The following is a 24,052-nucleotide window of genomic DNA, read 5'->3' as shown; positions in this document are numbered from 1 at the left end:
GGCCGGCCGGCCGCCCTTCGTGCCGTCCGCCCGCGGCACCGCCCGCTCCAGCTCGGCGCGGAACATGGCAAAATCCACCAGCGCCCCGATCCGCTCGAGGTCATCGCCCTTGGCCGACAGCTCCCGCAGCCGCTCCTCCACATCGAAGAAACCCGGCTGCCGAACCATCGCCATCCCCCGCGCCAATCCGCGTCAGTGAATCAGCCGAACGGCTTCAGGGCGAGGGGTTTCTGGAGGTGTCCAGGTTGATCTCGCGGTGCCGGCCTTCGGGTACAAGAACCATGTCGCGATCGATCGCCGGCACGGCCTGATCCGCGGCTGGACCGCGAGCCACGCCGCGGCCCATGACGGGGCGCAGCTGGCGGAGGTGGTCGATGCTGACAACACCGCCTCCGATGTCTGGGCCGACACTGCCTATCGCTCGGCGAAGAACGAGGCATGGTTGGCCGCGCGCGGCCTGGTCTCGCGCATCCACCGCAAGAAGCCGCCGGGCCGGCCGATGGCGGCGCAAACGCGGCGGGCCAACGCCCGCAAATCGGCCGTGCGCTCGGCCGTCGAACACGTCTTTGCCCGGCAGAAGGGATCGATGGGGCTCGTCGTGCGCACCATCGGCATCGCCAGGGCACGGGTGAAGATCGGCCTCGCCAATCTCGCCTACAACATCAAGCGGTTCGTCTGGCTCAACGGCAACGCCACGCCAGCGTAGGACCTGGAACCGCCGCGCACACCGCCATCAGCGCTACGACCAGGATCCCTCAGCACCGTGATCCCCGCCATCCCCCCGCGTGGCGGGCGACCATGCACCGCTCTACGGCCACGCATGCCAGCATTCGGGGTTTCTGGAGGCGTCCAACTCGTCGAGCGCCGCGTGCGCATTTTCCGATTACCGCGCGCGCGTGGTTTCCGATTACCGCGCGCGCGTTTGAGTCGTCGCTCAAGCGATCCGGGCGGCGGTCGCGTTAAGACTGGATCATGACCGTCCTAGTCAGCCGCGCCACCGGCGCGGGCAATATAAGTCTGGATCACTCGGTTGGGGCTTGTCACGGCGCACGCTTACGCTGGCAATGAAGTCACTTCATGCCTTTTCGTCCCTCTCAGCATCGTACAGCTTGAGATCTCAAGCTGAGTGGACATCGGGAGAAGGCGACAAAAGTCGTGATTTGAAAGGGACTCAAAAGTATATTTTTCGTCGAGTAAATCCGAGACTTTTAGATTTGAAAATGCCTGTCGTTGATCTTCTGGTAATCCATATTTCCATATCGCCAGAATCCAGCGCAGCGCCCAGAGCGGATGCGTTGAAGGGATGACAGTCAGGTCTTTAATCTCAATGCCTTCTTCGAAAAGCAAACTCAACCCTTGAGGGGTCGCATTAAAATAATGATTTGGGTAACCATGGACTGGAGCGATAAGTGGATAAACGCAATACATATCGCCGCCAGGCTTCAATACGCGGATCATTTCTTTTGCACACAAAAACGGATTGCGTACATGTTCCAAGACAGCGTTAGATAGGACAGCGTCGAAGGTGTTATCTTTGAATGGAAGACGTTCGCCAACACCAAGTACGTCTGTGCTCGCATAATCAACGATCTCAAAATTAACTACGTTATCTAGATATTCGGATCGATTTCCCGCCCCGCAATCAAGTATGAGGCCGTGCTTATGCTTATCGATGATCTCAGTGGCCTCAGGGACATAGGCATGAGAGGAGACGTTCTCGGTCACTTCAATTCTAGACAGTTCCCTTAACTCTTCAGTAAGAAAATTGAGCTTTCCGTCCGATTCGACAACCGACATATCGGTCCGAAGGTAGGAACGTAGTTTTTCAATTTTCCGCCTGCGGCGCTCCGCATCAACGACGATCGGCGTAACTAATTCCCGAATCTCCGGTACGGGCGGCACGGCCTCAACCTCCGCTTCCGGAAGGTCTTGATATACAAATGGCCTACCTTCGCGCCGGCCATAACGCAAATAATGCTTTGCCGCGTCCATCTTCGCAGCACGCACGTCAGGGTTAAGATCTAAATACACATTTGGATCAAACCCAGCCGGCAATCTTTTAAGTCCAAACATCTTTTTAAGTCCAAACATCGCTCTCTTCGCCTTACGATTGTGTCAGGGCTCAATCCGCCTGCAAATGTAGTGAGCATATCGGCGATCCGAAGGCCCCGGCAACGGTGACGGCGCCTGGATGGCGCGCGCGGCGGGTCTGACCGGCCGGTGGTCGCCGTCGGAGTGGAAAACGGGCGCATCCGGGCGAGATCTGGACGCAATTCTCCTGCTGCCGTCGGCTCGCGGGACCGTTGCGGCCAGCGACGCTCAACATCGAGCCGGCGGCGGCAGTGGTGGACGCAACGCCGCGATCGCCGCGAGGATCTGGCGGAACAGCGCGTGCGGCACCAAGAACTCGGCCAGCTGGAAAGTGACCGCGCGGCCGTGCCGGACGATCCTCGCGCCGATCTTGACCAGCCGGTCCCGCAGCGTGGTCAGCGACCAATACTTGACCTCCTCGGGCAGCGCCAGGGTGCGCAGGAAGTTCGCCAGGTTGTAGGCCAGCGCGTGCAGCTGCAGTCGCACCGCGTTGCCAGCGAACCGCATGCAGGACAATCGTGCCGTCTTGCTGCCCGGTGGCCTGCCGCTGCCAGGTCGATAGCCGCCCTTCATGGTTCTGTCCTCTCGGTCGTGACAACAAGCACATGATCTATCCCCAGGTGCAGCGGTGGATGGCACGTCGAGCACCGCCAGCCGCCCGGCCGATCCCGCTCAGTCCAAAATGATCGCCCGCCGCATCGGCATCGGTCGCCCGCCTGCGGTTCGTCGTCGCGGTTCCACCATTCCGGCGGCCGGGCGCGGGCCGCATAGGTCGAGCGTTCCACAGCGGCCGGCAGGCGGGGCAACAGCCCCGCCCCGTCGAGTTCCGCGACGATATGCGGCGCGACAACGAGGCGATCCCCCTCGGGGCGGATCAGCAGCAACCAGCCTTCCGCGTCCGCCTCGCGCTCGGCACCGGCCGCGACCGCGCGGCCAATGCTCAGGGCGATATCGGCCAGCCATGCATCCGCACGCGGAGCAGAAACCGCCGGAGCAAGATGCCCCCCACCTAATCCGTCTAATCTACCTAAACGCGCGCGGCCGGCCGGCGCGGGGTCGGGGGGGGCCTTCGGATCGGCCCGGGCCTTCGCTTGTTTCCTGATTTCTGCCAGCGCCGCCCAGGGGTCGAAAGCCGCCGTGCTCATGACACGAGTTCCCAGGCTTCGCGGCGAGGCTTCCCTTCAAGTTCGGTCCCGGCAGGCAAACGCCGCGCGTGCCCGTGCTCCGCAAGGATGCCGACAATCCGGCGCGCCGTCTCGGCGTCGCCAATCGCGTTCAACCCGCGCTGGTAGATCGTCGCCAGGTGCAGGCGCGGGTCCTTCCGGGCCTGCCACCAGTGCAGCAATCTGTCCGCAAGCCGAAGGTCGGGACTGACTGCGCCGGCTCCGGCTAGACGCAGCATCTCAACCGCGTAGTGCTCTACCAGCGCGATGCCGCACGCCAGGTGTTCGGCCGGAACCTCCATGGCGTCTGCGTCCGCGTAGAGCGCCAGCACGGCGGCCAGCCGCCCCGCGTGCTCAGCCGCCTTCGCCCCCCAGGCGCGGATCGGGGCGAGGTCCCCGCCGGGCGCAATGCGCCGTTCCGCGCTGTCGTGGAAGGCGATCCAGAGATGCCGCGCCTCGGGCGACAACGACATAACCGGCGGGTCGAGAACGCCAGCGTCATCCTGCTTTGTCGCGGGCGGTCGGCGCAGCAGCCGCCCCAGGCGCGCGCGGTAGTCGGCAAGGATTGTCCGGCATTCTTGCGGCACTTCACGGAAGAAGCGCGTGCCGGCGGTCGTCTCGGGCGCGACCAGCAGCACCCGAGCCAACATCCCGATCCCGTCGAGCATGGCGTCGCCGAACAGCCGCTCGGCGACCACCGTTTGCATCATGACATGCGCGCTGCATCGCCGGCCGGGCAGATACGCCGCGCCAGTTACCACGCGGCGACGGCGGATCGGATCGCCATCCCATAGCGTGTTCAGCAGTGCGCCGGTCCGCATCCGGCTTTCGTCGTTGAAGGCGGCGCCGCCGACCAGCAACCCGCCCTCAGCCGTGAAAACGCCGCCCCAGGGCCGGCTATCCGCAAGGTGCAGGATCAGCGCCTCGGGCGTCGGGTCCGCTATCAGCAGCATGGGATGCGGCGGCGCCTTCGGCTCAGGACCGAGAGCAATCAGCCCATCGCGAATCAGGGCGCGGTCGCCTTTGCCCTTCTTGCGGATGCTGTCCTCGGCGGCCTTCCAGCCGGCCAGGTCCGCCTTGTAGCGCGTGAGTTCGTCACGCGCGGCTTCGCGCCATTCTTCCTCCGCCGCGTAAACCTCGGCGAGGGCGACCTTATCCACCGTCGTCTTCCGCTCCCCGGATTCCGCGACGCTGACGAAGATCGCCGTCAACGGTTTCCGACCACCACCGGGCAGTTCCACGTCCCGATGCGCTTCAAGTTCCCGGCGGCGATGGCGGCCCATGCGGGCGCGCCGATCATGCGGGCGGCGGATAGGCTGCTTTCGATGCCCTCGCCGATCACCAGCCGCCGGCCGGCCATGGGCGCATGCAGCATGATCGCGCCGGCCCGGATCGGCCCCTTGGATGCCTTCGCCGGCTCGACGCTGGCCTTGCCAGTGCCGTCGCGACGCAGGTAGGTCCGGTGGATCGCCACCGGCTGCCCGGTCTCGGTCGAGACAACCAGCGCGACCAGCGCCGGCAGGCTCGCGGTCTCGTTTGGATGGCGCAGGCTCGGGTGGTAGCGCAGCGTCGTTGAGGTCTCGCCGGCCAGCCCGCGTGCGGCGAGGTAGGTCTCGGCGACCGTGCCGTTGATAGCGATGGCCTCGGCCCATATCGCCAACGCGGCGTGGGTCCGGGCGGCGTCGTCTTTCGGTGCGGCGGGCGCAGCCGACACCGGCGGGGTGTAGTCACCACCGGCCACGGCACGGACAGCATCAAGCAGCCCGTCCCGATCCTGACAGGACGCGCACCACCACAGGGCGCGGCCCTCGCGCTGGTTCACCGTGAAGGTTCCTGCGTATCCGCATGACGGGCAGTTGCCCGTCCATCCGCGACGATTGCGGCGAAGCCCAAAGGCTTCGGCCAGTTGGGCAGCGTCAGCCATGCCGCACCTCCCGCCGCGCCTCAGCGGCGAGTGACCCGCGCAGCGCGATGGCGGCGAGGTTTTCGAGGTAGCAGGCGGCGGCCAGGTCGCCCTTGCGGCGATGCTCGGCGGCCTCGGCGAACAGGTCACGCAACCCGGCGGGCGGCGTGGTGGAAGTCATGACGTGCATCTGCACGCGCTCCTATGTCGAGCGCGCTTGAACCCGTGCAGGCGGCCTAGTAGATGTTCGTTGCCTCGTTCACCTACCCATGCCGAAAGCCCCGCCGGTCAAGTCGCGCGGGGTTTTCAGTTCGTGGAGGGGAAGCGCAGCAGCCCGGCCAGGGCGAGCAGCGCAAGCAGGGCGACGGTCGGCGCGGCGCGCGCGAGGAAGGTCCTCATGCCTCGGCCTCGGCCTCGGTCGCGCTGCGACTCAGTTCATCGGCGCGGTGCCGGTAGGTTCGGCTTTCCAGCCATCGCGCCACGTCCTCGGGACGATAGGCGATCCGGCGCGGGCCAAGCCGCACATAGGGCGGGCCTTCGCCGGTCGAGCGCCATCGTTGCGCGGTGCGCTTCGGCGTGCCGGTGACTTCGCAGAAGGCATCTTCGGACCACAATTCGGCCGGCGCCGTGATGCTGGCGCTACGCGCCAAGAGTTCAGACTTAATCACTCGCGTATCTCCGGCCACGCCGGGATCCGCTGGGGTGACGACATGGATTTTTGAGTTCACGTCCAGGCGCCTCGCGCCTAATGTTCCCCAGCGACCTCGGTCGCAGCCTCTACCCAGGCTCGGCCCCTCCGGTGTTGGCACACCGGGGGGGCTTTCCGTTTTCCGGCCTAGGCCGGATCAAGGTCTGCCCCCCTCAAGGGATCTTCTCCAATCCGCGCGCGGGATACGCACGGACCGCCGAGCGACGCCATATTAGCGAGGTGATCCAAGTGCGGAAACCATTTTCATCCGCACATTTTTCTGCCTGAAAGTATTATGGCAAGAACATCAGCGGCTATTTCCATAATCGGCGGATATGAACCGGGGTTGCGGTCGATTAACCCGCCCCACAAAGCGACGCGGCCATTAATTCGATGCCCTCTATAGCTGGCGCACACCGAGTCGGCGGCGCGACACAGTGAAGTGTGCGCCGGTGATTAGGTGCATTAGCCAGATTAGGCGCCCCCTACTGGGAGCGCGCGATTTTCACGCCGCGCCACGCCGCCGCTTCGCCCGCGCCTCGGGCACCGGCAATGCGCCCCGCCTGCCGCCCTACCGGCCGGGCCGCGTGAACGTCACCGCCTGCCACGACGGAGTGTAGCTACTCATGCCGCGCACCACGCGGGAATCAACGCGCACGGGCGTATGTGTCGCCTTGTCCACGTAGAAAATCCGCTCGCCACGGAACAGGTTGTTCACCGAGTCCTCGGAAAATTCGAGAACCCAAACATCGAATTCCCCCGCCGGCACCGTAACCCGCTGTTCCCCGAGCACGCGCCAATTGTAGCGCCAGAAGCCCCTGTTCGTGGCGCTCGTGTAGCTCGCCGTCTTGCTGGGTCCTAAAGGGAACAACTGCCGCAGACCTTCGCGATGGAAGCGGGAGGTTTCGGCGGTTGCCGACCATAAGCCCCTAACCTGCCGTGAAACGCCGCGCCCGCTTGTAGTCGTCCACATGCAGACTTCAGCGTCGTCGGGATCACGGCCGAGGAAAGCAAACTCTCGCCCTTCGCTGGTCCGCATGGTGCCGCCGGCAGGCGGGCAGTCGGCAGGCAGTATTGCTGCGGTGCTGCTCGCGGCAGGCGGGGCGTCCGCCAACCCAGGCGGGCGTAGGGATGATGGGGATTCCTGGCACGCGCCGAGGAAAAGCAAAGGCGCGGCGAACAGCAAGGCGGGACGGACGCGCACTCTACACTCCCGGTCTTCGTTTCGAGCGCAGGCTACGCGGGCGATTTCCCCAAAACCAAGCTTTACTTTGCCTTCGCGCGCCGCGTGCGGAACCCGATCACATTCGCGTCCGCTTCTTCCTTCGCCTCGGCCGCGCGCAGCACATGCGCCGCCCAGGCGATCAGCGCCGCCTCGCGCTCGGCGGCGTAATCATGCCGCTGGTAGGTCCGCGCGACGGTCGAGAGCGTCGCCGGCCGATGCGCCAGCAACAGATCGGCGACCACCGGGTTGAACCCCATGGCGGCCAGCGCCGAGACACCCGACCGACGAAAGTCATGCAGCCGCCAATCCGTGACCTTCGCGGCCTTGTCGAGCGCGGCCTTCGCCTTTGTGAAGCCGCTCACGGGCGTCTTGCCAGTGGTGCTGAAAACGAGGTCCTGCCCCTTAATCCGCGTCACCACGCGCAACGCCGCGCGCGCTGGCTCGGACAGCGCCACGACATGCGCCGCGCCGCGCTTCATCCGCGCGCCCGGTATGGTCCAAGTCGAGAGGTCGGCCGAGAGTTCCGACCACCGCATGGCCGCGACTTCCTCGCGCCGCGCCAGCGTCAGCAGCAGCACGCGGAACAACGGCCCCCAGGGCTCGCCCATGCCCTTCGCGGCGTTCCAGATACGCCCGACTTCCTCGGCAGACAGAACCCGCTCACGGGCCACGACACCGGCCGCGACGGGCACGCCAGAGAACGGGTTGCCGGGCAGGCGCCCGCGTTTCACGGCCCAGGTGTAGCAGGCGCGGCCATAGGCCAGCGTGCGGCCCGCCATGGCGGCGTGCCCGGCCTTCGTCAGCGCGTCGAGCACGGTCACAACCTCGGCCTTGGACAGTTTCGCGGCGGGGCGGTTCAGGTGCTTGTCGAAGGCGTGCCGGATCGCGCGGACCGCCTCGGCGGCGTAGCGCGGGCGCTTGTGTGCCAGGTGCAGCGCGGCCCAATCGTCAACCAGCGTCGCGAGCGTGAGCGCGGCCTCGGCCTTTGCCGTCGCAGCGGCTTCGCGGCGTTCCTGCCGCACGGCGGCGGGATCGATGTTCTTCGCCACGTCGCCCAGGATCGTGCGGGCGGCCTCGCGCGCCTTTTCCAGCGTGATGCTGCCCCAGGTGCCAAGACGTTCCCGGCGCCGCTCGCCGGTCGCCCGGTCGGTCCAGCAGGCATAGAACGTCTTGCCCCCCGCCATCGCCCGCACGCGCAGCCCGCCAACCTCGGCATCGGATAGCCACGCCTCGCGCTTCCCGGTCGGGATGGTGAGCGCGGCAATCGCCTTTTCCGTCAATTTCGGCATCTTCGGCCCTTGATGCAGATCAAAATCTGCGGACCCCGTGCGGACCCCATGGGCGGGTCCGCAGTGGCGTCGCATGGCATCTTGATAAGCGGGCCTAGCCAGAAATGCTAGGGAATTTGCGGGGTTTGGCGATACTTGGCGGCTTGTGCGGACCCGAAAATGCTTACTCTTAATCAGCGGGTCCAAGGTTCGAGTCCTTGTGCGCCCACCACTCGCTTCGCGGCACCGCCTCAGCCGCCCTCTCCCTCGCCCCCCAGGCCGAGCCGCCGCATCCGCTCCCACAGCGTCGTGCGCGACACGCCGAGCACCCTGGCCGCGTCCTGTATGCGCCCCGCGCAGCGCGCCAGCACGCGGCGGATGTGCTCGCGCTCCGCCGCCTCCCGCGCTGCCGCCAGCGATAGGTCGTCATCCGGCTCGCCGGCCGCCGCCGGCACGGCATCGGGAAAGAGGTCCGACGGCTCCAGCAGCGCCGCCGGCGCCAGCACCGCCGCGCGCTCGATCCGGTTGCGCAGCTCCCGCACATTGCCGGGCCAGCCATGCGCGAGCAGCGCGCGCTCCGCCGCCGGTGACAGGCTCCGCCCCGCATGCGCGGCGAGGAACAGCCGCGCGAGGTCCGGCACGTCCTCCGGCCGGTCGCGCAGCGGCGGCACCACCAGCTCCACCACCGCGAGCCGGAAGTACAGGTCCTGGCGGAAGCGCCCCTCCGCCACCCGTGCCTTCAGGTCGGCATTCGTCGCGGCCAGGATGCGCGCGTGCAGCGGGATCTCGCGCTCCCCGCCCACGCGGAGGAACCGCCGGTCCTCGAGCAGCCGCAGGAGCTTCGCCTGCGACTCGGGCGCCAGCTCCGCCAGCTCATCCAGCAGCAGCGTCCCCTCACCCGCCCGTTCCGCCGCGCCGATGCGCCGGGCGGCGGCGCCGGTGAAGGCCCCCTTCTCATGGCCGAAGACCTCGCTCTCCAGCAGGTCCCGCGGGATGGCGGCGCAATTCAGCGCGACGAAGGGCGCCGCCGCGCGCGGCCCACGCGCATGGATCGCGCGCGCCGCCACCTCCTTGCCCGCGCCGCTCTCGCCGATCAGCAGCACCGACGCATCCACCGTCGCCAGCCGGCCGATCGCCGCCTGCATCGCCTGCATGGGCGCCGAGCGCCAGCCCGGCCCGGCGGCCTCGGGTGCGGCCTGCGCCGCCTCCGGCGCGGCCAGCGCCGCCACGCGGTCCAGCACCGCCTGGATGTCGAAGGGCTTGCTCAGGTAGTCGTCGGCGCCCGCGCGCATCAGCCGTACCGCCTGCTCGACGCCGCCATAGGCCGTCATGGCGACGACCGGCACGGCGCCCAACTCGGGAATCAGCCGCGTGATGAGCGCCTCGCCCGATCCGTCCGGCAAGCGCATGTCGCACAACACGAGCGACGGCCTCGGCCCACGGCGCAGCAGCGCCTCCCCCTCGGCCAGGCTGCGCGCCCAGCGCACGCCGATGCCCTCAAGCTTCAGGCGCTGCGCGATGGAGGCGCCCAGCACCTCGTCATCCTCGATCAGCACCACCTCGCGCCCGGCGCTCATGCCTCGATCTCCTGCGACCGTGGCGGCAGGCGGATGGCGATGGCGGTGCCGCCGCCCGCGACGCTGTCCACCGCGATCCGCCCGTCGAGCCGGCCAAGCTGCGCCATGACGACGCCGAGCCCGAGCCCCTGCCCGGCCGTGGCTCCGCCATCCAGCCGGGCGCGCGCCTCGGGTGGCAGGCCGGCGCCCTCATCCACCACCTCGACCAGCAACTCGCCCCCCTGCTCGATGCGCGCGGCGAAGCGCACGCGCCCGCCGGCCGGGCTGGCAGCGACGGCGTTCAGCAGCAGGTTCAGCAGCGCCTGGCGCACCGCCAGCGCATCGGTCGGGAAGGGCTCGTCGAGCGCCATGTCCCAGTCCAGCGCGACGCCACGCCGCCGCGCCTCCGGCGCCAGCAGCAGCCGCAGGTCATCGAGGTCGCGCGGCGCGAGCGGCCGCGCCGCCGCCTCCCCACGATGCATCGCGAGCGTCGCCTGGACCACGCCTTCGATCTGCCGCAGCCCGCGTTCCACCAGGCCGAGAGCCTCGGCCCGCGCCTCGGCATCCGCGCCGAAGCGGCGCGCGGTGTCGATCGCGGTCAGCATGCCGGCCAGCGGGTTGCGCACCTCATGCGCGACCGTCGCCGCGAGCCGCCCGAGCACGGCTGCCTGTTCCTGCTCGGCCAGCCGGGCGGCCAGGCGCTCGCGCTCGGTCAGCCGCGCCGTCATCAGGTCGAAGGCTTCGGCAAGGCGCCCGGCCTCGGTGCGGGGCGCCGGGCGCAGCGCGGCCGGCAGGGGCGCGAAATCCCCCGCCCCCGCACGGTCGAGCCCGCCCGCCAGCGCCACGAACGGCCGCAGCGCGCGGCGCGTCAGCAGCCCCGCCAGCAGCGCCGCCAGCCCGCCCAGCAGCAGGTCGAGGCCGAGCAGCCCGAGTTCGAGCCGCCGTCGCCGCTCCACCGCCGCCGAGAAGTCGAGCTTCGCCGCGATGACGGCGCCGCCCGCCTCTGGCAGGGCGCGCTGCGCCCAGGCGGTCCCGCCCCCCGCTCCGCGCAGCCAGGCTTCGCCAGGGATGCCCCGGCTGAGCGGCACGGGGAAGGCCGGGTCCTCCGGCAGGCCAGCCTCGGCCAGCAGCGTGCCGTCCGGCCGCGCCACCACGAGGCGACGTTCCCGCACCCCCTGCTGGAAGCCGAGTGCGCGGCCGAGCGCCGCGGCCAGTGCCTGCTCGCCGCCCTCGGCCAGCGCCGGCACCACCGCGGCGGCCAGACCGTCCAGGTAGACTTGGCCGAGCCGCGCCGCCTGCCGTTCGGCATCGGCCGAGAGCGCGCGCACCGCCACCTGCGTCGTCAGCACGGCCGCGAGGAAGGCGCAGGCGCCCGCGATGAGCGGCAGGCGCGTCGCCAGCGGCAGGTCGGCGAAACGGCGGAGGAACGGTCGCACCGCTTCTCTATGCGACGACGCGCAGCGTCATGCCAGCAGCCCCATGCGTTGACCCGTCAAGCCGTCGCGCGGCGGCCGGCATGTCGTTCGTTTCGCGCGCAGCCGCCACACCGGACCCCATCGAAACGGGCTTCAACGGACGCCTGTCATCCCTGCGCGCGGATGCGTCGGGCGGTTCGGCCTGCGGCGTCAGGCCAGCATCACCGCCGCGGCCTCGGCGCGGAGCGCACGACGGGCGCCGCGCTCGTCGGATGCGCGGTGCAGCACCAGCAGGTCCGGACGGTCCCCCGGCACCACCGGAGCATGGTCGGGGTGCAGCAGGCCGGGCAGCGCCTCCACCTCGCGGCCATGCGCCTCGGCCAGGGCCAGCGCCTCGGCCCGCGCCGCCTCGGCACCGGGCAGGTCAAGGGCTGCGATCACGAGCCGCGCCTCCTGCGCCAAGCCGAGGGCAAGGAAGCGGGCGAAGGCGGCGCCCGCCTCGGCCGAGCCGTCCTGCAGCACGAGCACGCGGCGCGGCGCAGGCACGGCCGCCGCCAGCAGGAGCTGCGGGCCGAGGTTCAGCCGCGCGAGGCGCCGCGCCGCCTCCTCGGGCGCCAGCGCCTGGCCCTGGTCGAACCAGGCGCCGTCGGCCAGCACCGTGACATCGTGATGCGCGGCGGCCTGCGCCAGCACCGCCGTCGCGTCCCCTTCCTCATGCCGCAGCCGGCAGGGCAGGGCGAGCGCGCGGCATTCCTCCTCCATCTCGGCGGCGAGCGCGGCGGCGGCGGTACGTGCGGCGGCCAGACGATGCGCCGAAAGCCGCTTCGCCCAGTGCAGCCCGCCGACCGGCACGGGACCCGTGCGTTCCAGCGTCGGCAGGCAGAGGAGGCTGAGCAGCGTGACCTCCGCCGCGCTGGCGCGCAGCGCGCGGAGTGCCGCGGCGAGGCGCGGCGCCGCATCGGGCCCGCCGGCCAGCGCCAGCAGTAAGCGGCGCGGCGCGGCGGGTGCGACGGCAGGCGCGCGTTGCGGGGCGGCATTGCCGAAGGTCAGCACGGACATGGCGGTATCCTCCCGGTTGGGTGCGGCGTGCCGCGCGGCGCGGGGCACGCGCGCGGGGTCGATGTCGAAGACACGGCGGGCGAGCACGCCCTGCAGCTGGTCGGTGAAGGTGCCGGCCCACATCGGCGCGCCGCCGACATAGGCCGCGCGACCGAGCGCATGCGACGCGACCGGCGTCGTCACCAGCAGGAAGGCCAGGATGAGCACAACGCGCATCCATGCCCCCGCATCGCCGAAGGCGAAGCCGGCACCGAGCAGCACCATCCCGGTGCCGACCACGCCCGCCTTGGTGGCGGCATGCATCCGCAGGAAGGCATCCGGCAGCCGCGCGACGCCGATCGCGGCGACCAGCGCGACGGCGGAACCCGCGAGCAGCAGCAGGGCGGCGAGCATCTCAGTCATCGCCCGCCTCCCGCGCCGAGGCGCGCTCGATGAAGGCGGCGACGCCGATCGCGCCGACGAAGCCGACCAGGCCGAGGCCGAGCGCGATGTCGAGCAGCGCGAGATGGCCCGAGGACAGCGCCATCAGCGCGGCCGACGCGACGGCCAGCAGGCCGAGCAGGTCCATGGCGACCGCGCGGTCCGCGACGCCCGGGCCGCGCAGCATGCGCCAGCCCGTGAGCGCGACCGCGGCGCCGATCATGAGCGCGGAGAGGGTGACGGCAACCTCGATCATGCGAGCACCCTCCGTGTCGCGCGCTCGAAGCCGTCGCGGATGCCGGCGGCGACCTCCTCCGGCGTCCCGGCGTCCATCGCGTGGACGAACAGCGTGCGGCGGTCCTCCGAGACGTGCAGAGCGGTCGTGCCGGGCGTCAGCGTGACCATGTCGGCCAGCAGCGTGATCCCGGCATCCGAGCGCAGCTCGATCGGCACGGCGACGATGGCGGAGCGCGCGCGGATCTTGGGCGAGAGCGTCGCGCGCAGCACCTGCCAGGCGGACAGCGCGAGTTCCTTGAGGAACAGCAGGCCGAGCGCGACCCAGGCGAGCAGGTTCCAGGGGCGGGGCGTGGTCATCGGGTACCTCCGAGCACGGCGGCGATGTAGGCGTCGCGGCTGGCGAGCTGCTCCCCCGCCGCCATCGCGAAGGCGGCGAAGGGTTCGGTCCACAACCCGATGGTGAGCGTCACGAGGCCGAGCGCCGCGACGGGCGCCAGCATCAGCGCGCGCGTCGTGCCGGTGAGCGCCAGCGCCGGCGGCGCATCGGCGGGCGCCGCCTTCCAGAACGCCTCGAGCCAGATCTTGAGCATCGAGTAGAGCGTCAGGATGCCGACCGCGAGCGCGACGGCCGAGAGCCAGAAGGCGCCCGCCTCGAAGCCCGACTGCACCACCACGAACTTGCCCCAGAAGCCCGAGAGCGGCGGCAGCCCCGCGAGCGAGAGCGCCGGGATCGCGAACAGGATCCCGAGCCAGGGGTCGCGCTTCCACAAGCCCCCCAGATGCGCCAGCGAATACGAACCGCCGGCGCGGCGGATCGCGCCCGCCACCAGGAACAGGTTCGCCTTCACGACGATGTGGTGGAGGATGTAGATGACCGCGCCGGCCAGCGCGAGCGGCGTCGCCAGCGCGAGGCCCACCAGCATGTAGCCGATCTGGCTGATGATGTGGAACGACAGGATTCGGCGGATGTCCCAGTGCGCCGCGGCACCCAGCACGCCGGTGACCATCGTCGCGGCCGCCACGCCGCCGACGATCCAGGGCATCCACTCCGTGCTGCCGGCGAAGACCAGGCCGAAGACGCGGATCATGGCGTAGACGCCGACCTTGGTGAGCAGCGCGGCGAAGATCGCGGCCACGGGTGCGGCGGCCGTGTGGTAGGCGGCCGGCAGCCAGAAGAACAGCGGGAAGACCGCCGCCTTGGCGCCGAAGGCCGCAAGCAGCAGGAAGGCGACGGCGCCGACCGCGCCCTCGTTCTCGACGCCCGGCAGCTTCCGCGCGAGGTCCGCCATGTTGAGCGTGCCGGTCAGCCCGTGCAGCAGGCCGACGGCGATGAGGAACACGGTCGTCGCGACCAGGTTCAGCATCACGTACTTAACGGCGGCGTCGAGCTGTTCCCGCCCGCCGCCCATCACGAGCAGGCCGAAGGAGGCGATCAGCATCACCTCGAACCAGACGTAGAGGTTGAACAGGTCGCCCGCCAGGAAGGCGCCGCAGACGCCCATGACCAGCGCGGCCAGCAGCGGGTGCCAGCCCTCGGCCTCGCGCTGCGCGCTGTCCTCGGCCTGCGCATAGACCGCGGTCGCGGCGTACATGATGGCGGTGATCGCGACCATCGCGGCGGCGAGCAGGTCGGCCACCAGCGTGATGCCGAAGGGCGCCGGCCAGTCACCCATCTGGGAGGCGACGACGCCGCGCTCCATCACGCGCGCCACCAGCAGGCCGGCGGCGACGAGCAGCGCGGCGGCGGCGACGAAGGTCACGGCGCGTTGCGCCCGCACGCGGCCCCATAGCGCGGCCGAGAGCGCGCAGGCCAGCATCGGGACCAGGATCGGCAGGATGAGCAGCCAGTCGGTGCGGGACGCCATCACGCGGCCCTCCTCGATGCGACGGCGGCCATCGCGGACGCGGGCTCGGCCGCCGCCGCGGCGACCGGATCGGTCGCGGGCAGGCCGGGGGGCTCGGAGTCGCGCAGCGCCTCGGCGTCCAGCTCGCCCGTCGCCTCGTGCGTCGCCCAGGCGAGCACCAGCGCGAAGGCCATGAGGCCGAGCGAGATGACGATCGCGGTCAGCACCAGCGCCTGCGGCAACGGGTTGGCCGCGCCCGCCGCGAGCGCCTGCGCGCCGGGCGCCACCAGCGGCGGTGCCGTGCCGAGCACCCGCCCGCCCGCGAAGATCGCGAGGTTGGCGGCGTTGCCCAGCAGGAGCAGGCCCAGGATCATGCGCGGCAGGGAGCGCGCCAGCAGCAGCCAGGTCGCCGCGGTGAGCAGCACGCCGAACAGGATGGCGAGAAGCAGTTGCACCGCTCAGTCCTCCAGCACCGGCAGGAGGAAGCCGAGCGCGAAGCCCACCACCACCAGGTAGACACCGATGTCGAAGACCAGCGCGGTGCCGATGGGCAGCGCCCCGATCCATTGCTGCGTCAGGAACGGCTCGCCATGCACCAGCAGAGCCGGCAGCCCGGCCGCGATGCCGAGCAGCAGCCCGATGCCGCCGATCGCGATCGGATCGAGCCGGATCAACCGCCGCGTCGCGGCCGAGCCGAGCGCGATGGCATGGAAGCCAAGCCCGATCGCGCCGATCAGCCCGCCGATGAAGCCGCCGCCGGGCTCGTTGTGCCCGCGGAGCAGGACGAACACCGACAGCGGGATGGCGAAGGCGAGCAGGTAGCGCGCCGAAACGCCGAGGATCAGGCTGTCCTTCACGACCGTGCCTCCCTGGTCTTCATGCGGCGGAACAGCACCGCGGCGGCCAGCGCCGCGATGGCGAGCACCGCAATCTCCCCCAGCGTGTCGAGGGCGCGGAAATCCACCAGGATCACGTTGACGACGTTGCGTCCCCGCGCCTCCGGCACCGCGGCCGCGCCCATCCATTCGGGCAGCGACGGGTCGAAGGGCACCGAGAGCACGGCCAGCAGGATCAGCGTGCCGGTCAGGCCGACGAAGCCCGCGAGCGCGGCGTCGCGCCGCCATTCGCCGCGCCGGCGCTGGTCGAGCCTGCGGAAGGGCAGCCGCGCCAGCACGCCGAGGATCAGCACGACCGCGATCACCTCCACGGTGAACTGCGTGAAGGCGAGGTCCGGCGCGCCGAGCGCCAGGAACAGCAGCCCGACGCCGAAGCCGACCAGCCCCGCCGCCATGAGCTGCGCGACGATGCCCGGCAGCAGGCAGGCCGCGAGCGCGCCGGCCGCGACCAGCAGGCCGAGCACGAGATGCGCGAGCCCCGGCAGCGGGTCGAGCGACGGCCACGCGACCCCGCCTTCGGCCACCAGCACCGTGAGCGCACCGCCGAAGGTCACGATAAGGGAAGCGGCGATGTAGAAGCGGAGGCTTCCGGTCTGGATGTGCCGCGTCTGCCAGGCGGCGATGCGCCCCAGCGCGATGAGCATGCGCGCGTAGAGGCGGTTGGGCCCGTGCGTGTCCAGCGCCTCGATCCCCGCCAGCGCCGGCTGCACCCGCGCCCAGCCGAGATAGAGCGCGATGCCGAGCGCGAAGGTCGCGAGCGAGAGGTAGAAGACGATGGTGAAGCCGTGCCAGAGCACGAGCTTCGCCTCGGTCGGGCGGCCGAGGATGGCCGCCGCCGCGGGCTCGACCAGCGCATCGGCGATCAGCCAGGGCATCAGGCCGAAGGCGGTGCCGAGGACGGCCAGGAGCACCGGCCCGGCCAGCATCGCGACGGGCGGGTCATGGGGCGCGCGTGGCGTCGGCGCCGGGCGGCCGAGGAAGGGCCGCGCCGCGACGACGCCCGCGACCACCACCATGGCCGCGTTTACCGCCAGCGCGACCAGCGGGAGCAGCCCCGCGGTCCCGAGCTTCGCCTCGTACAGCAGCTCCTTGGCGACGAAGCCGATGAAGGGCGGCAGCCCGGCCATGGACAGCGCGCCGAGCCCGGCGACAACGGCCGTGACAGGCATGGCGCGCATGAGGCCGCGCAGCCGCGTCGCGTCCCGCGTGCCGGTCTCGTGGTCGATGATGCCGGCCACCAGGAACAGGCACGCCTTGTAGAGCGCGTGCACCAGCAGCACGACGACGGCGGCGGTGGCCGCCAGCGGGTTCTCGAGCCCGATCAGCACCACCAGCGTGCCGAGCGCGACCACGGTCGACCAAGCGAGCACGCGCTTGAGGTCGGTCTCGCGCAGCGCCAGCACCGCGCCGGTCAGCATGGTCATGGTGCCGGCGCCGACCAGCAGCGACTGCCAGAAGGGGTCGTCCTGGAAGGCCGGGTTGAGCCGCGCCAGCAGGTAGACGCCGAGCTTCACCATGGTCGCCGAATGCAGGTAGGCCGAGACAGGCGTCGGCGCCGCCATGGCGTTCGGCAGCCAGAAATGCAGCGGCCATTGGGCGCTTTTCGCGAAGCAGCCGGTGGCGACCAGCAGCACGATCCAGGGGGTGAAGGCGTGGCCGGCCAGCGCCTCCGGCCGGGCCAGGATATCGCTGATGCGGAAGGTGCCGGCGGCCGAGCCCAGCAGCAGCATCCCCGCCAGCAGCGCGAGCCCGCCGCCCACCGTCACCAGCAGCCCCTGCTGCGCGGCGCGGCGCGCTTCCGGGGATTCGGACTTGAAGCCGATCAGCAGGAAGGAGGCGAGCGAGGTCAGTTCCCAGAAGACGAACAGCGTGATGAGGTCGTCGGCCAGCACCGCGCCGATCATCGCCGCCATGAACAGGCTGAGCGTCGCCAGGAAGCGATGCAGCTTCGCCTCATCCTTCATGTAGGTGGCGGCATAGAGGAAGACGCCGGCGCCGATGCCGGTGATGAGCAGCAGCATCAGCCGCGACAGCCCATCCAGGTTCCAGGCCAGCGCGATGCCGAGCGTCGGGATCCAGGGTAGGCTGCCGGTCGACCCTGCCGGCATGGCGAGCAGCAGCGCGAACAGGCCGGCGGGCAGCAGCGCGAAGGCGGGCGCGAGAGACGGCCGGCGGCACAGCAGAAGGCCCGCGACGGGCACCGCAAGCAGCGGCAGGAGGACAAGGGCGAGCACGATCATGCCCGACACAGCCGCAATCGCCGTGCCATCGCGCGACGCACGCCGTTTCAACGACTTCGGGCGATCACCCCGTCCGGCGCGTCCGGAATTCCGAACATGCGGCGCCGCGATGTCCGCGAAGCCGGACGGCGCCGATCAGCCGCAGGTGATCCGCAGCACCCTGCCGCCGGCGACGATCACGGTCGCGCGATCCGGCCGCCAATCCTGCGTCATCGGGCTGTCCGGCGCGCCGGTGCGGATGGTCCGGATGCCGGGCATGGCGCGCAGCGCGGCGAGCACATCGGCCTCCGCCCCGCCGATCAGCGCGGGGAAGGCCGTCGCGTGGCGGGCGCAGCCGTCCTCGGCCGCGGCGGGCCCGATCCCGGCCAGCGCCGCGGCCAGGAGGACCGCCCCGCGCGGCATCACCGGGCCGGCGGCGGGTGCGTCGCCCACCAGTGCCGCGCGATGTCGGCGCGGCGGCAGACCCAGACATCCTTCTCCCGCGCCACACGCGCGAGGAAACGCTGCAGCGCCGCCGCCCGTCCCGGTCGCCCCACCAGGCGGCAATGCAGCCCGACCGACATCATCTTCGGTGCGCCGGCGCGGCCCTCGGCCAGCAGCACCTCGAACGCATCGGTCAGATGGCGTTCCCAGCCCGACGGGTCGCCGAAGCCGGGCGGCACCGCGTATTTCATGTCGTTGTTGTCGAGCGTGTAGGGGATGACGAGGTGCGGCTTGCCCGCCGCCGTCACGTAATGCGGCAGGTCGTCGTCATAGGCGTCGGAATCGTACAGGAAGCCGCCATGCTCGGCGACGAGCCGGCGCGTGTTCGGGCTGATCCGCCCGGTGTACCAGCCGACCGGGCGGCTGCCTGTCAGGCGCTCGATCGTCGCGACGCAGCGCGCAATTTCGGCGCGTTCGGCCGCCTCGTCCATGCCGTGGTAGTCGATCCAGCGCCAGGCATGGGAAGCGACCTCGTGCCCCGCCGCGGCGAAGGCGCGCGCGGCCTCGGGGTTCAGTTCCAGCGCGCGGCCGACGCCGTAGACGGTCAGCGGGAAGCCGTGCGCGCCGAAGGCGCGCAGCACGCGCCAGACGCCGGCGCGCGCGCCGTAGTCGAACTGGGATTCGACGGTGCGGTTGCGCTCGCCCAGCACGGGCGATCCGCCGGGGACCTCGTGCAGATAGAGCTCGCTGCCGGCATCGCCGTTCAGCACGGTGTTCTCGCCGCCTTCCTCGTAGTTCAGCACGAAGGAGAGGGCGAGCTTCGCCTCGCCCGGCCATTGCGGGTCGGGCGGGGTCGGGCCGTAGCCCAGGAAGTCGCGGGGGTAGTCGGTCTCGGCGGCGAGGAGATGGGGCTTGCTCATGCACGGGAGCCTGCCCGGCACCTCCACGCCGTTCAAGCGGCCAGGCGCCCGGTCACGCCGCGGCGCGTCGGCCGAGGGCGCCGGCCCTCGCCGCCCAGCCCTGCGCGACGGGGCTGCCCTCCTTCGCCGCGAGCCGCTCGGCCACCATCGCCTCGGCCATGGCGCGGTCGCCGGCGCGGACCGCCGCCTCGCAGAGGGTCCATGACACCACGTCCCGCTGCGCGTGGCTGCCGCCGAAGCGATTGGCGATGCCGCGCACCGGCAGGATGTGCCCGAGCGACCCGGCGTAATCCCCTGCCCCGAAGGCGGCGAGTCCGCGCGCCAGCGGCAGGCCGACCTCGCGCGACATCATTGCGTTGGTCCCCTGCCCTGCCGCCGCGCGTTCCAGCGTGGCGAGCACCGCGCGCTGCGCCGCGACGTCATCGGTGCCGACGAAGACCATCATCGCGTGCACGTCGTTGAAGGCGTAGAGGCCGTCTTCGATCCGGGCACCCCAGGCCTCGGCCAGCTTCGTCCAGCGGTCGCCCACGTCGTGGCCGAGCACCCAGAGCCGCCAGAGCAGCGCCGAGCCGTCCACCGCCTCGAGCGCCTGGCCGAAGCCGCCGGCGGAGATTCGCTCGTCGAACAGGGCGAGCGCCCCGGCAATGTCGCCCTGCTCGACGCGGAACAGCGCCAGGTGCCACCAGTTGTGGTAGGCGAACAGACTGTCGGGAGCCCAGCCCGGCGCCGTGTCCCACAGGAACTCCGACCCCTCGGCCGCACGGCCCTGCATCTCCATCACATGAGCGACCGCGTGTGCGGCCCAGCCGTCGCGGCGATCGAGCCCAACCGCCTCCCGGCCGGCTGCCTCGGCGCGCGCGAAGTCGCCGCACTCCTCGAGGCCGAACGCATGCATGCCGAGCAAGTAGCCATAGCCCGGCATGTCGCGGCTCCAGCGCGGCATGACGCGCGCGACCCGGTCACGCACCATCTGGCTCTGCCCGAGGAAGAAGTCGCCGATCTGCGCGAGCTGCACGGCAAGCAGGTCGGCGGGGTTCTCGATCGCCGCAAGGCCCCAATGCTCGGTCGCCGCGGAGAGGTCGCCCTCGGCCCAGGAACGGGCCGCGGCGATGTAGCGACGCTCGCGCGGGTTGGCACGCCGGGCCAGCGCCTCGGCCTTCGACAGGCTCGCCTGCAACTCCGCGTCGAACGCCTTGTCGGCCGCGGTGGCGATGATGCCTGCGCGCGCCGCATGCGCCATGACGCAGTCCGGCGCCTCGGCGATGATTGCATCGAGGTCGGCAATGGGATCGATCTGGTAGGTGTGGAACTTTGAAAATGCCGCATCGAGCTTCGCGGCAGAAGCGGCATTGCAGGATAGCGGATTACCGCGGATGTCGGTGGTCATGGCGCCGGCTCCTTGTCTTGGATTGACGACCATCTTGTCGCGCCGATCGGTCCGACCGCTCTAGGCGTCCTATGGTACGGCTGACGGCAATTCCGAAAATGTCCATTTATCAAAACGTTGAGGACAGGACGGGAGCTCCCGTGATTCCGGATCGTGATCCTTCGCACAGCATGCCTGCACCTGCGGTACAGTTCGATCCATGCGCGCCAACATGAAGACCCGGGAAAACGCCCGCGAACGCCTTCTGGACCTCGCCGAGACCGCGGTGCTGCAGAAGGGATTCGGGGCGACATCCATCGACGAGCTGATCGCCGGCGCCGGCATCTCGAAGAGCGGCTTCTTTTACCACTTCCGGGACAAGGGCGAGCTCGCGAAGGCGTTGCTGGCCCGGTACGTCGAGCGAGACCGCGCCATCCTGGACGACCTGTTCGCCCGCGCCGACGCGCTGAACGACGACCCGCTGCATGGCTTCCTGGTCGGGCTGATGCTGTTCGCCGAGATGATGGCGGAAATGACCGAAGTGCATCCGGGCTGCATGGTCGCCGCCGTATGCTACCAAGAGCAGCTCTTCGATCGCGAGATCCAGGACATGAACGGCGCCGCCGTGCTCTCCTGGCGCACGCGGTTCCGTGAGCGGCTGGACCTCATCGCCGCCCGTTATCCCCCGCGCATCGAAGTGGATCTCGAAGCGCTCGCGGACATGCTGTCGGTCATGGTGGACGGCGGCATCACCATCTCGAAGGTCCTACGGGACCCAAAGCTGCTCGCGCGCCAGGTGCTGCTCTACCGGTCATTCATCCGCGCGGTCTTCCTTGACGCATAAAGGAAGGGCGCCGCGCGTGGCTCAAGGAGGACAACGATGAGCGCATCCTCGCGACACGATGCCTGGCAGGCCGGCGAAAGCTACGACGCCTACATGGGGCGATGGAGCCGGGTGGTCGCGGAGCCCTTCCTCGGCTGGCTCGCGGCGCCGGCGGAAGCGGATTGGCTAGAGGTCGGATGCGGCACCGGCGCGCTGTCGGGCGCGATCCTCGCGCGCTGCGCACCGCGCAGCCTGATCGGCATCGATCCGTCCGAGGGTTTCGTCGCGACGGCGCGGCGCAACGTGCCAGATGCGCGCGCGAGCTTCGAGGTCGGCGACGCGCAATCCCTGCGGCTGCACGACGCGAGCCGCGATGTCGTTGCCTCGGCGCTCGTGTTGAACTTCGTGCCGGATCGCGGCAAGGCCTTGGCCGAGATCCGGCGCGTGCTGCGCCCCGGCGGCCTGCTCGGATTCTACGTCTGGGACTATCCAGGCGGCGGCATGGGCTTCATGCGCGCCTTCTGGACGGCGGCCGCGGCGCTCGACCCGGCGGCGGGGGAGTTGACTGAGGACCGCCGCTTCCCCTTCTGCACGCAGGAGGATCTCGCCGCGCTGGCCTGGTCGGCCGGCCTGCAGGACGTGGAAGCACGGGCCATCGAGGTACCGACGGCGTTCCGCGACTTCGACGACTACTGGCGGCCCTTCACGCTTGGGGCCGGACCGGCGCCTGGCTATTGCGCGAGCCTCGAGCCGGCGCGGCGCGAAGCCCTGCGGGCGCGGCTGGAACAGGACCTGCCACGCGCCGCGGATGGCTCGATCCCCCTGATGGCGCGCGCCTGGGCCATCAAGGCCCGCAACGCCTGACAGCGGGGCACAGAAAAAAGCGCCGGAGGGTTCCCCCTCCGGCGCCTAACATGGCTGCCTGCCCGGCAGGGTCAGTTCTTCGCCTTGTCGACCAGCGCAGACTTCTTGATCCAGGGCATCATGGCGCGGAGCTTCTCGCCCACTTCCTCGATGCGGTGCTCGGCCAGGCGCCGGCGCGTCGCCTTGAAGGACGCCTGGTTCACCTTGTTCTCGAGCATCCAGTCGCGCGCGAAGCGGCCGGACTGGATGTCCTCCAGCACGCGCTTCATCTCGGCCTTGGTCTCCGAGGTGATGATGCGCGGGCCGGTCACGTACTCGCCGTACTCGGCGGTGTTGCTGATCGAGTAGTTCATGTTCGCGATGCCGCCCTCGTAGATCAGGTCGACGATCAGCTTCACCTCGTGCAGGCATTCGAAATACGCCATCTCGGGCGCGTAGCCGGCTTCCACCAGCGTCTCGAAGCCGGCCTTGATGAGTTCCACCAGGCCACCGCAGAGCACGACCTGCTCGCCGAACAGGTCGGTCTCGCATTCTTCCTTGAAGGTCGTCTCGATCACGCCCGAGCGCCCGCCACCGATGGCCGAGGCATAGGACAGCGCGATCTCGAGCGCATTGCCCGACGGGTTCTGGTGCACGGCCACGAGGCACGGAACGCCGCCGCCCTTCTGGTATTCGCCCCGCACGGTGTGGCCCGGGCCCTTCGGCGCGATCATGAACACGTCGATGTCCGGGCGCGGGTCGAGCAGGTTGAAATGCACGTTGAGGCCATGCGCGAAGGCGAGCGCCGCGCCCGGCTTCATGTTGGCGTGCAGGTGGTCGCGATAGAGGTCGCCCTGCAGCTCGTCGGGCGTCAGCACCATCACGACATCGGCCCAGGCGGCGGCCTCGGCGGGGGTCATGACCTGGAAGCCGGCGGCCTCCGCCTTCTTCCAGGACCCGCCGGGGCGAAGGCCGATCGCGACCTCCTTCACGCCTGAATCGCGCATGTTCATCGCGTGGGCGTGGCCCTGGCTGCCGAAGCCGATGACCGCGACCTTGCGGCCCTTGATCAGGTTCACATCCGCATCGCGGTCGTAGTAGACGCGCATGATCGCGCTCTCCCTTTTCCCTACTGGTCGTCCAATACGCTCAGTTCAGTCCGCGCGTCCCGCGCGCGATCGCCACCGCCCCCGTGCGCGACACCTCCGCCAGCCCGATCGGCCGCATCAGCGCGCAGAAGGCGTCGATCTTCTCGCCATTGCCGGTCATCTCGAAGACGAAGCTCTCGGTCGTCGCATCCACCACGCGGGCGCGGAAGGCGTCCGCCAGGCGCAGCGCCTCCACCCGGTCGTCGCCCTTGCCAACCACCTTGATGAGCGCGAGTTCGCGCGTCAGGTGCGGCCCTTCCGTCGTGAGGTCCGACACCTTGTGCACCGGCACTAGGCGGTCGAGCTGCGCCTTGATCTGCTCGATCACCATCTCGGTGCCGCTCGTGACCACCGTGATGCGGCTGATCCGTCCGGTCTCGTCGACGGGCGCCACGGTCAGGCTGTCGATGTTGTAGCCGCGGCCCGAGAACAGGCCGATCACGCGCGCCAGCACGCCGGCCTCGTTCTCCACCAGCACGGCGATGGTCGCCGCGCGCTGCGCGTTTCCGTTGTCAGACATCTCG

24 protein-coding genes and 2 pseudogenes are annotated in these 24,052 nt (G+C 70.1%); 3 read left to right on the top strand and 23 right to left on the bottom strand.

From position 1 onward, the window contains the following. Nucleotides 1–232 precede the first annotated feature (232 nt). A pseudogene (locus E8M80_RS15435) lies at nt 233–706 on the top strand (transposase); the annotation flags it as partial. A gap of 347 nt (nt 707–1,053) precedes the next feature. On the opposite strand, the gene E8M80_RS15430 reads toward E8M80_RS15435, so the two are convergent. The 21 genes and pseudogenes from E8M80_RS15430 to E8M80_RS15335 all read right to left on the bottom strand — a co-directional run bounded on the left by E8M80_RS15430 (nt 1,054) and on the right by E8M80_RS15335 (nt 20,735). Next, nucleotides 1,054–2,091 (bottom strand): class I SAM-dependent methyltransferase, encoded by a 1,038-nt coding sequence (locus E8M80_RS15430; RefSeq protein ID WP_137126583.1) that lies wholly within the window; start codon nt 2,089–2,091, stop codon nt 1,054–1,056. Nucleotides 2,092–2,319: 228 nt separating this feature from the next. Further along, nucleotides 2,320–2,610, bottom strand: a pseudogene (locus E8M80_RS15425) (transposase); the annotation flags it as partial. A gap of 50 nt (nt 2,611–2,660) precedes the next feature. Continuing rightward, the gene (locus E8M80_RS15420) at nt 2,661–3,236 is read right to left on the bottom strand and encodes a hypothetical protein (RefSeq protein WP_137126582.1); all 576 of its coding nucleotides are present in this window, start codon (nt 3,234–3,236) and stop codon (nt 2,661–2,663) included. Continuing rightward, nucleotides 3,233–4,537, bottom strand: a complete 1,305-nt coding sequence (locus tag E8M80_RS15415) for a YfjI family protein (RefSeq protein WP_170979443.1) — start codon at nt 4,535–4,537, stop codon at nt 3,233–3,235. Before E8M80_RS15415 ends, E8M80_RS15420 begins: the two co-directional genes overlap by 4 nt. Further along, nucleotides 4,462–5,178, bottom strand: a complete 717-nt coding sequence (locus tag E8M80_RS26015; RefSeq protein WP_170979442.1) for a virulence-associated protein E — start codon at nt 5,176–5,178, stop codon at nt 4,462–4,464. The genes E8M80_RS15415 and E8M80_RS26015 overlap by 76 nt, the downstream gene beginning before the upstream one ends. Beyond that, the gene (locus E8M80_RS26010; protein ID WP_170979441.1) at nt 5,171–5,347 is read right to left on the bottom strand and encodes a hypothetical protein; all 177 of its coding nucleotides are present in this window, start codon (nt 5,345–5,347) and stop codon (nt 5,171–5,173) included. Before E8M80_RS26010 ends, E8M80_RS26015 begins: the two co-directional genes overlap by 8 nt. A 205-nt stretch (nt 5,348–5,552) precedes the next feature. Further along, complete coding sequence (locus tag E8M80_RS15410; RefSeq protein ID WP_170979440.1) at nt 5,553–5,885, bottom strand: AlpA family transcriptional regulator; 333 nt, start codon at nt 5,883–5,885, stop codon at nt 5,553–5,555. A 531-nt stretch (nt 5,886–6,416) separates the two neighbouring features. After that, the gene (locus E8M80_RS15405; protein WP_137126579.1) at nt 6,417–6,884 is read right to left on the bottom strand and encodes a DUF3108 domain-containing protein; all 468 of its coding nucleotides are present in this window, start codon (nt 6,882–6,884) and stop codon (nt 6,417–6,419) included. Between the two features lie 227 nt (nt 6,885–7,111). Beyond that, a complete protein-coding gene (locus E8M80_RS15400) occupies nt 7,112–8,545 on the bottom strand; it encodes an integrase family protein (RefSeq protein WP_170979439.1) in 1,434 nt (477 codons plus the stop codon). A 44-nt stretch (nt 8,546–8,589) separates the two neighbouring features. Next, nucleotides 8,590–9,915 carry a sigma-54 dependent transcriptional regulator gene (locus E8M80_RS15390; protein WP_137126577.1) on the bottom strand — a complete coding sequence of 442 codons (1,326 nt, stop codon included), beginning with the start codon at nt 9,913–9,915 and terminating at the stop codon, nt 8,590–8,592. Next, nucleotides 9,912–11,330, bottom strand: coding sequence for an ATP-binding protein (locus E8M80_RS15385; RefSeq protein ID WP_137126576.1), 1,419 nt, complete (start codon nt 11,328–11,330; stop codon nt 9,912–9,914). Before E8M80_RS15385 ends, E8M80_RS15390 begins: the two co-directional genes overlap by 4 nt. A 189-nt stretch (nt 11,331–11,519) precedes the next feature. Next, nucleotides 11,520–12,770: a monovalent cation/H(+) antiporter subunit G gene (gene mnhG, locus E8M80_RS15380; RefSeq protein ID WP_137126575.1), complete on the bottom strand. Its 1,251-nt coding sequence runs from the start codon at nt 12,768–12,770 to the stop codon at nt 11,520–11,522. Next, a complete protein-coding gene (locus tag E8M80_RS15375; RefSeq protein WP_137126574.1) occupies nt 12,763–13,044 on the bottom strand; it encodes a monovalent cation/H+ antiporter complex subunit F in 282 nt (93 codons plus the stop codon). The genes mnhG and E8M80_RS15375 overlap by 8 nt, the downstream gene beginning before the upstream one ends. Continuing rightward, complete coding sequence (locus E8M80_RS15370; RefSeq protein WP_137126573.1) at nt 13,041–13,382, bottom strand: Na+/H+ antiporter subunit E; 342 nt, start codon at nt 13,380–13,382, stop codon at nt 13,041–13,043. Before E8M80_RS15370 ends, E8M80_RS15375 begins: the two co-directional genes overlap by 4 nt. Then, nucleotides 13,379–14,890: a Na+/H+ antiporter subunit D gene (locus tag E8M80_RS15365; RefSeq protein ID WP_137126572.1), complete on the bottom strand. Its 1,512-nt coding sequence runs from the start codon at nt 14,888–14,890 to the stop codon at nt 13,379–13,381. Before E8M80_RS15365 ends, E8M80_RS15370 begins: the two co-directional genes overlap by 4 nt. Beyond that, nucleotides 14,890–15,324, bottom strand: coding sequence for an NADH-quinone oxidoreductase subunit K (locus tag E8M80_RS15360; protein ID WP_137126571.1), 435 nt, complete (start codon nt 15,322–15,324; stop codon nt 14,890–14,892). Before E8M80_RS15360 ends, E8M80_RS15365 begins: the two co-directional genes overlap by 1 nt. Nucleotides 15,325–15,327: 3 nt before the next feature. Next, complete coding sequence (locus E8M80_RS15355; protein WP_137126570.1) at nt 15,328–15,726, bottom strand: MnhB domain-containing protein; 399 nt, start codon at nt 15,724–15,726, stop codon at nt 15,328–15,330. Then, nucleotides 15,723–18,005: a hydrogen gas-evolving membrane-bound hydrogenase subunit E gene (gene mbhE / locus E8M80_RS15350; RefSeq protein ID WP_137126569.1), complete on the bottom strand. Its 2,283-nt coding sequence runs from the start codon at nt 18,003–18,005 to the stop codon at nt 15,723–15,725. Before mbhE ends, E8M80_RS15355 begins: the two co-directional genes overlap by 4 nt. Before the next feature lie 135 nt (nt 18,006–18,140). Continuing rightward, entirely contained in the window at nt 18,141–18,437 is a 297-nt protein-coding gene (locus E8M80_RS15345) for a hypothetical protein (RefSeq protein ID WP_137126568.1), read from the bottom strand. Then, nucleotides 18,407–19,348 (bottom strand): allantoinase PuuE, encoded by a 942-nt coding sequence (puuE, locus tag E8M80_RS15340; RefSeq protein WP_137126567.1) that lies wholly within the window; start codon nt 19,346–19,348, stop codon nt 18,407–18,409. Before puuE ends, E8M80_RS15345 begins: the two co-directional genes overlap by 31 nt. Before the next feature lie 52 nt (nt 19,349–19,400). Continuing rightward, on the bottom strand, nt 19,401–20,735 hold the full coding sequence (locus E8M80_RS15335) for a tetratricopeptide repeat protein (protein WP_137126566.1): 1,335 nt from the start codon (nt 20,733–20,735) through the stop codon (nt 19,401–19,403). A 199-nt stretch (nt 20,736–20,934) separates the two neighbouring features. Between E8M80_RS15335 and E8M80_RS15330 the strand changes: the two genes are divergently transcribed. Further along, on the top strand, nt 20,935–21,558 hold the full coding sequence (locus tag E8M80_RS15330) for a TetR/AcrR family transcriptional regulator (protein WP_206035643.1): 624 nt from the start codon (nt 20,935–20,937) through the stop codon (nt 21,556–21,558). A gap of 36 nt (nt 21,559–21,594) precedes the next feature. Further along, the gene (locus tag E8M80_RS15325; RefSeq protein WP_137126565.1) at nt 21,595–22,401 is read left to right on the top strand and encodes a class I SAM-dependent methyltransferase; all 807 of its coding nucleotides are present in this window, start codon (nt 21,595–21,597) and stop codon (nt 22,399–22,401) included. 71 nt (nt 22,402–22,472) lie between these two features. Here the strand turns inward: E8M80_RS15325 and ilvC are convergent, their stop codons facing one another. Beyond that, nucleotides 22,473–23,489, bottom strand: coding sequence for a ketol-acid reductoisomerase (ilvC, locus tag E8M80_RS15320; RefSeq protein WP_137126564.1), 1,017 nt, complete (start codon nt 23,487–23,489; stop codon nt 22,473–22,475). Between the two features lie 40 nt (nt 23,490–23,529). Next, on the bottom strand, nt 23,530–24,048 hold the full coding sequence (ilvN, locus tag E8M80_RS15315) for an acetolactate synthase small subunit (protein WP_137126563.1): 519 nt from the start codon (nt 24,046–24,048) through the stop codon (nt 23,530–23,532). Nucleotides 24,049–24,052: the final 4 nt, after the last annotated feature.

The sequence above is a fragment of the Roseomonas sp. HF4 genome (genome assembly GCF_005222755.1).
Taxonomy (GTDB): Bacteria; Pseudomonadota; Alphaproteobacteria; order Acetobacterales; family Acetobacteraceae; genus Neoroseomonas.
The sequence above is the reverse complement of the archived record's forward strand: the minus strand, read 5'-3'. Positions and strand labels throughout refer to the sequence as shown.

Coding starts and splice junctions, on each gene's coding strand:
- mnhG (WP_137126575.1), bottom strand. CDS start 12,770: ATGACTGAGATGCTCGCCGCCCTGCTGCTGCTCGCGGGTTCCGCCGTC.
- E8M80_RS15370 (WP_137126573.1), bottom strand. CDS start 13,382: ATGACCACGCCCCGCCCCTGGAACCTGCTCGCCTGGGTCGCGCTCGGC.
- E8M80_RS15405 (WP_137126579.1), bottom strand. CDS start 6,884: ATGCGGACCAGCGAAGGGCGAGAGTTTGCTTTCCTCGGCCGTGATCCC.
- E8M80_RS15390 (WP_137126577.1), bottom strand. CDS start 9,915: ATGAGCGCCGGGCGCGAGGTGGTGCTGATCGAGGATGACGAGGTGCTG.
- ilvN (WP_137126563.1), bottom strand. CDS start 24,048: ATGTCTGACAACGGAAACGCGCAGCGCGCGGCGACCATCGCCGTGCTG.
- E8M80_RS15330 (WP_206035643.1), top strand. CDS start 20,935: ATGCGCGCCAACATGAAGACCCGGGAAAACGCCCGCGAACGCCTTCTG.
- ilvC (WP_137126564.1), bottom strand. CDS start 23,489: ATGCGCGTCTACTACGACCGCGATGCGGATGTGAACCTGATCAAGGGC.
- E8M80_RS15365 (WP_137126572.1), bottom strand. CDS start 14,890: ATGGCGTCCCGCACCGACTGGCTGCTCATCCTGCCGATCCTGGTCCCG.
- E8M80_RS15325 (WP_137126565.1), top strand. CDS start 21,595: ATGAGCGCATCCTCGCGACACGATGCCTGGCAGGCCGGCGAAAGCTAC.
- E8M80_RS15430 (WP_137126583.1), bottom strand. CDS start 2,091: ATGTTTGGACTTAAAAAGATGTTTGGACTTAAAAGATTGCCGGCTGGG.
- E8M80_RS15335 (WP_137126566.1), bottom strand. CDS start 20,735: ATGACCACCGACATCCGCGGTAATCCGCTATCCTGCAATGCCGCTTCT.
- E8M80_RS26010 (WP_170979441.1), bottom strand. CDS start 5,347: ATGCACGTCATGACTTCCACCACGCCGCCCGCCGGGTTGCGTGACCTG.
- E8M80_RS15420 (WP_137126582.1), bottom strand. CDS start 3,236: ATGAGCACGGCGGCTTTCGACCCCTGGGCGGCGCTGGCAGAAATCAGG.
- E8M80_RS15415 (WP_170979443.1), bottom strand. CDS start 4,537: ATGGGCCGCCATCGCCGCCGGGAACTTGAAGCGCATCGGGACGTGGAA.
- puuE (WP_137126567.1), bottom strand. CDS start 19,348: ATGAGCAAGCCCCATCTCCTCGCCGCCGAGACCGACTACCCCCGCGAC.
- mbhE (WP_137126569.1), bottom strand. CDS start 18,005: ATGATCGTGCTCGCCCTTGTCCTCCTGCCGCTGCTTGCGGTGCCCGTC.
- E8M80_RS26015 (WP_170979442.1), bottom strand. CDS start 5,178: ATGGCTGACGCTGCCCAACTGGCCGAAGCCTTTGGGCTTCGCCGCAAT.
- E8M80_RS15375 (WP_137126574.1), bottom strand. CDS start 13,044: ATGATCGAGGTTGCCGTCACCCTCTCCGCGCTCATGATCGGCGCCGCG.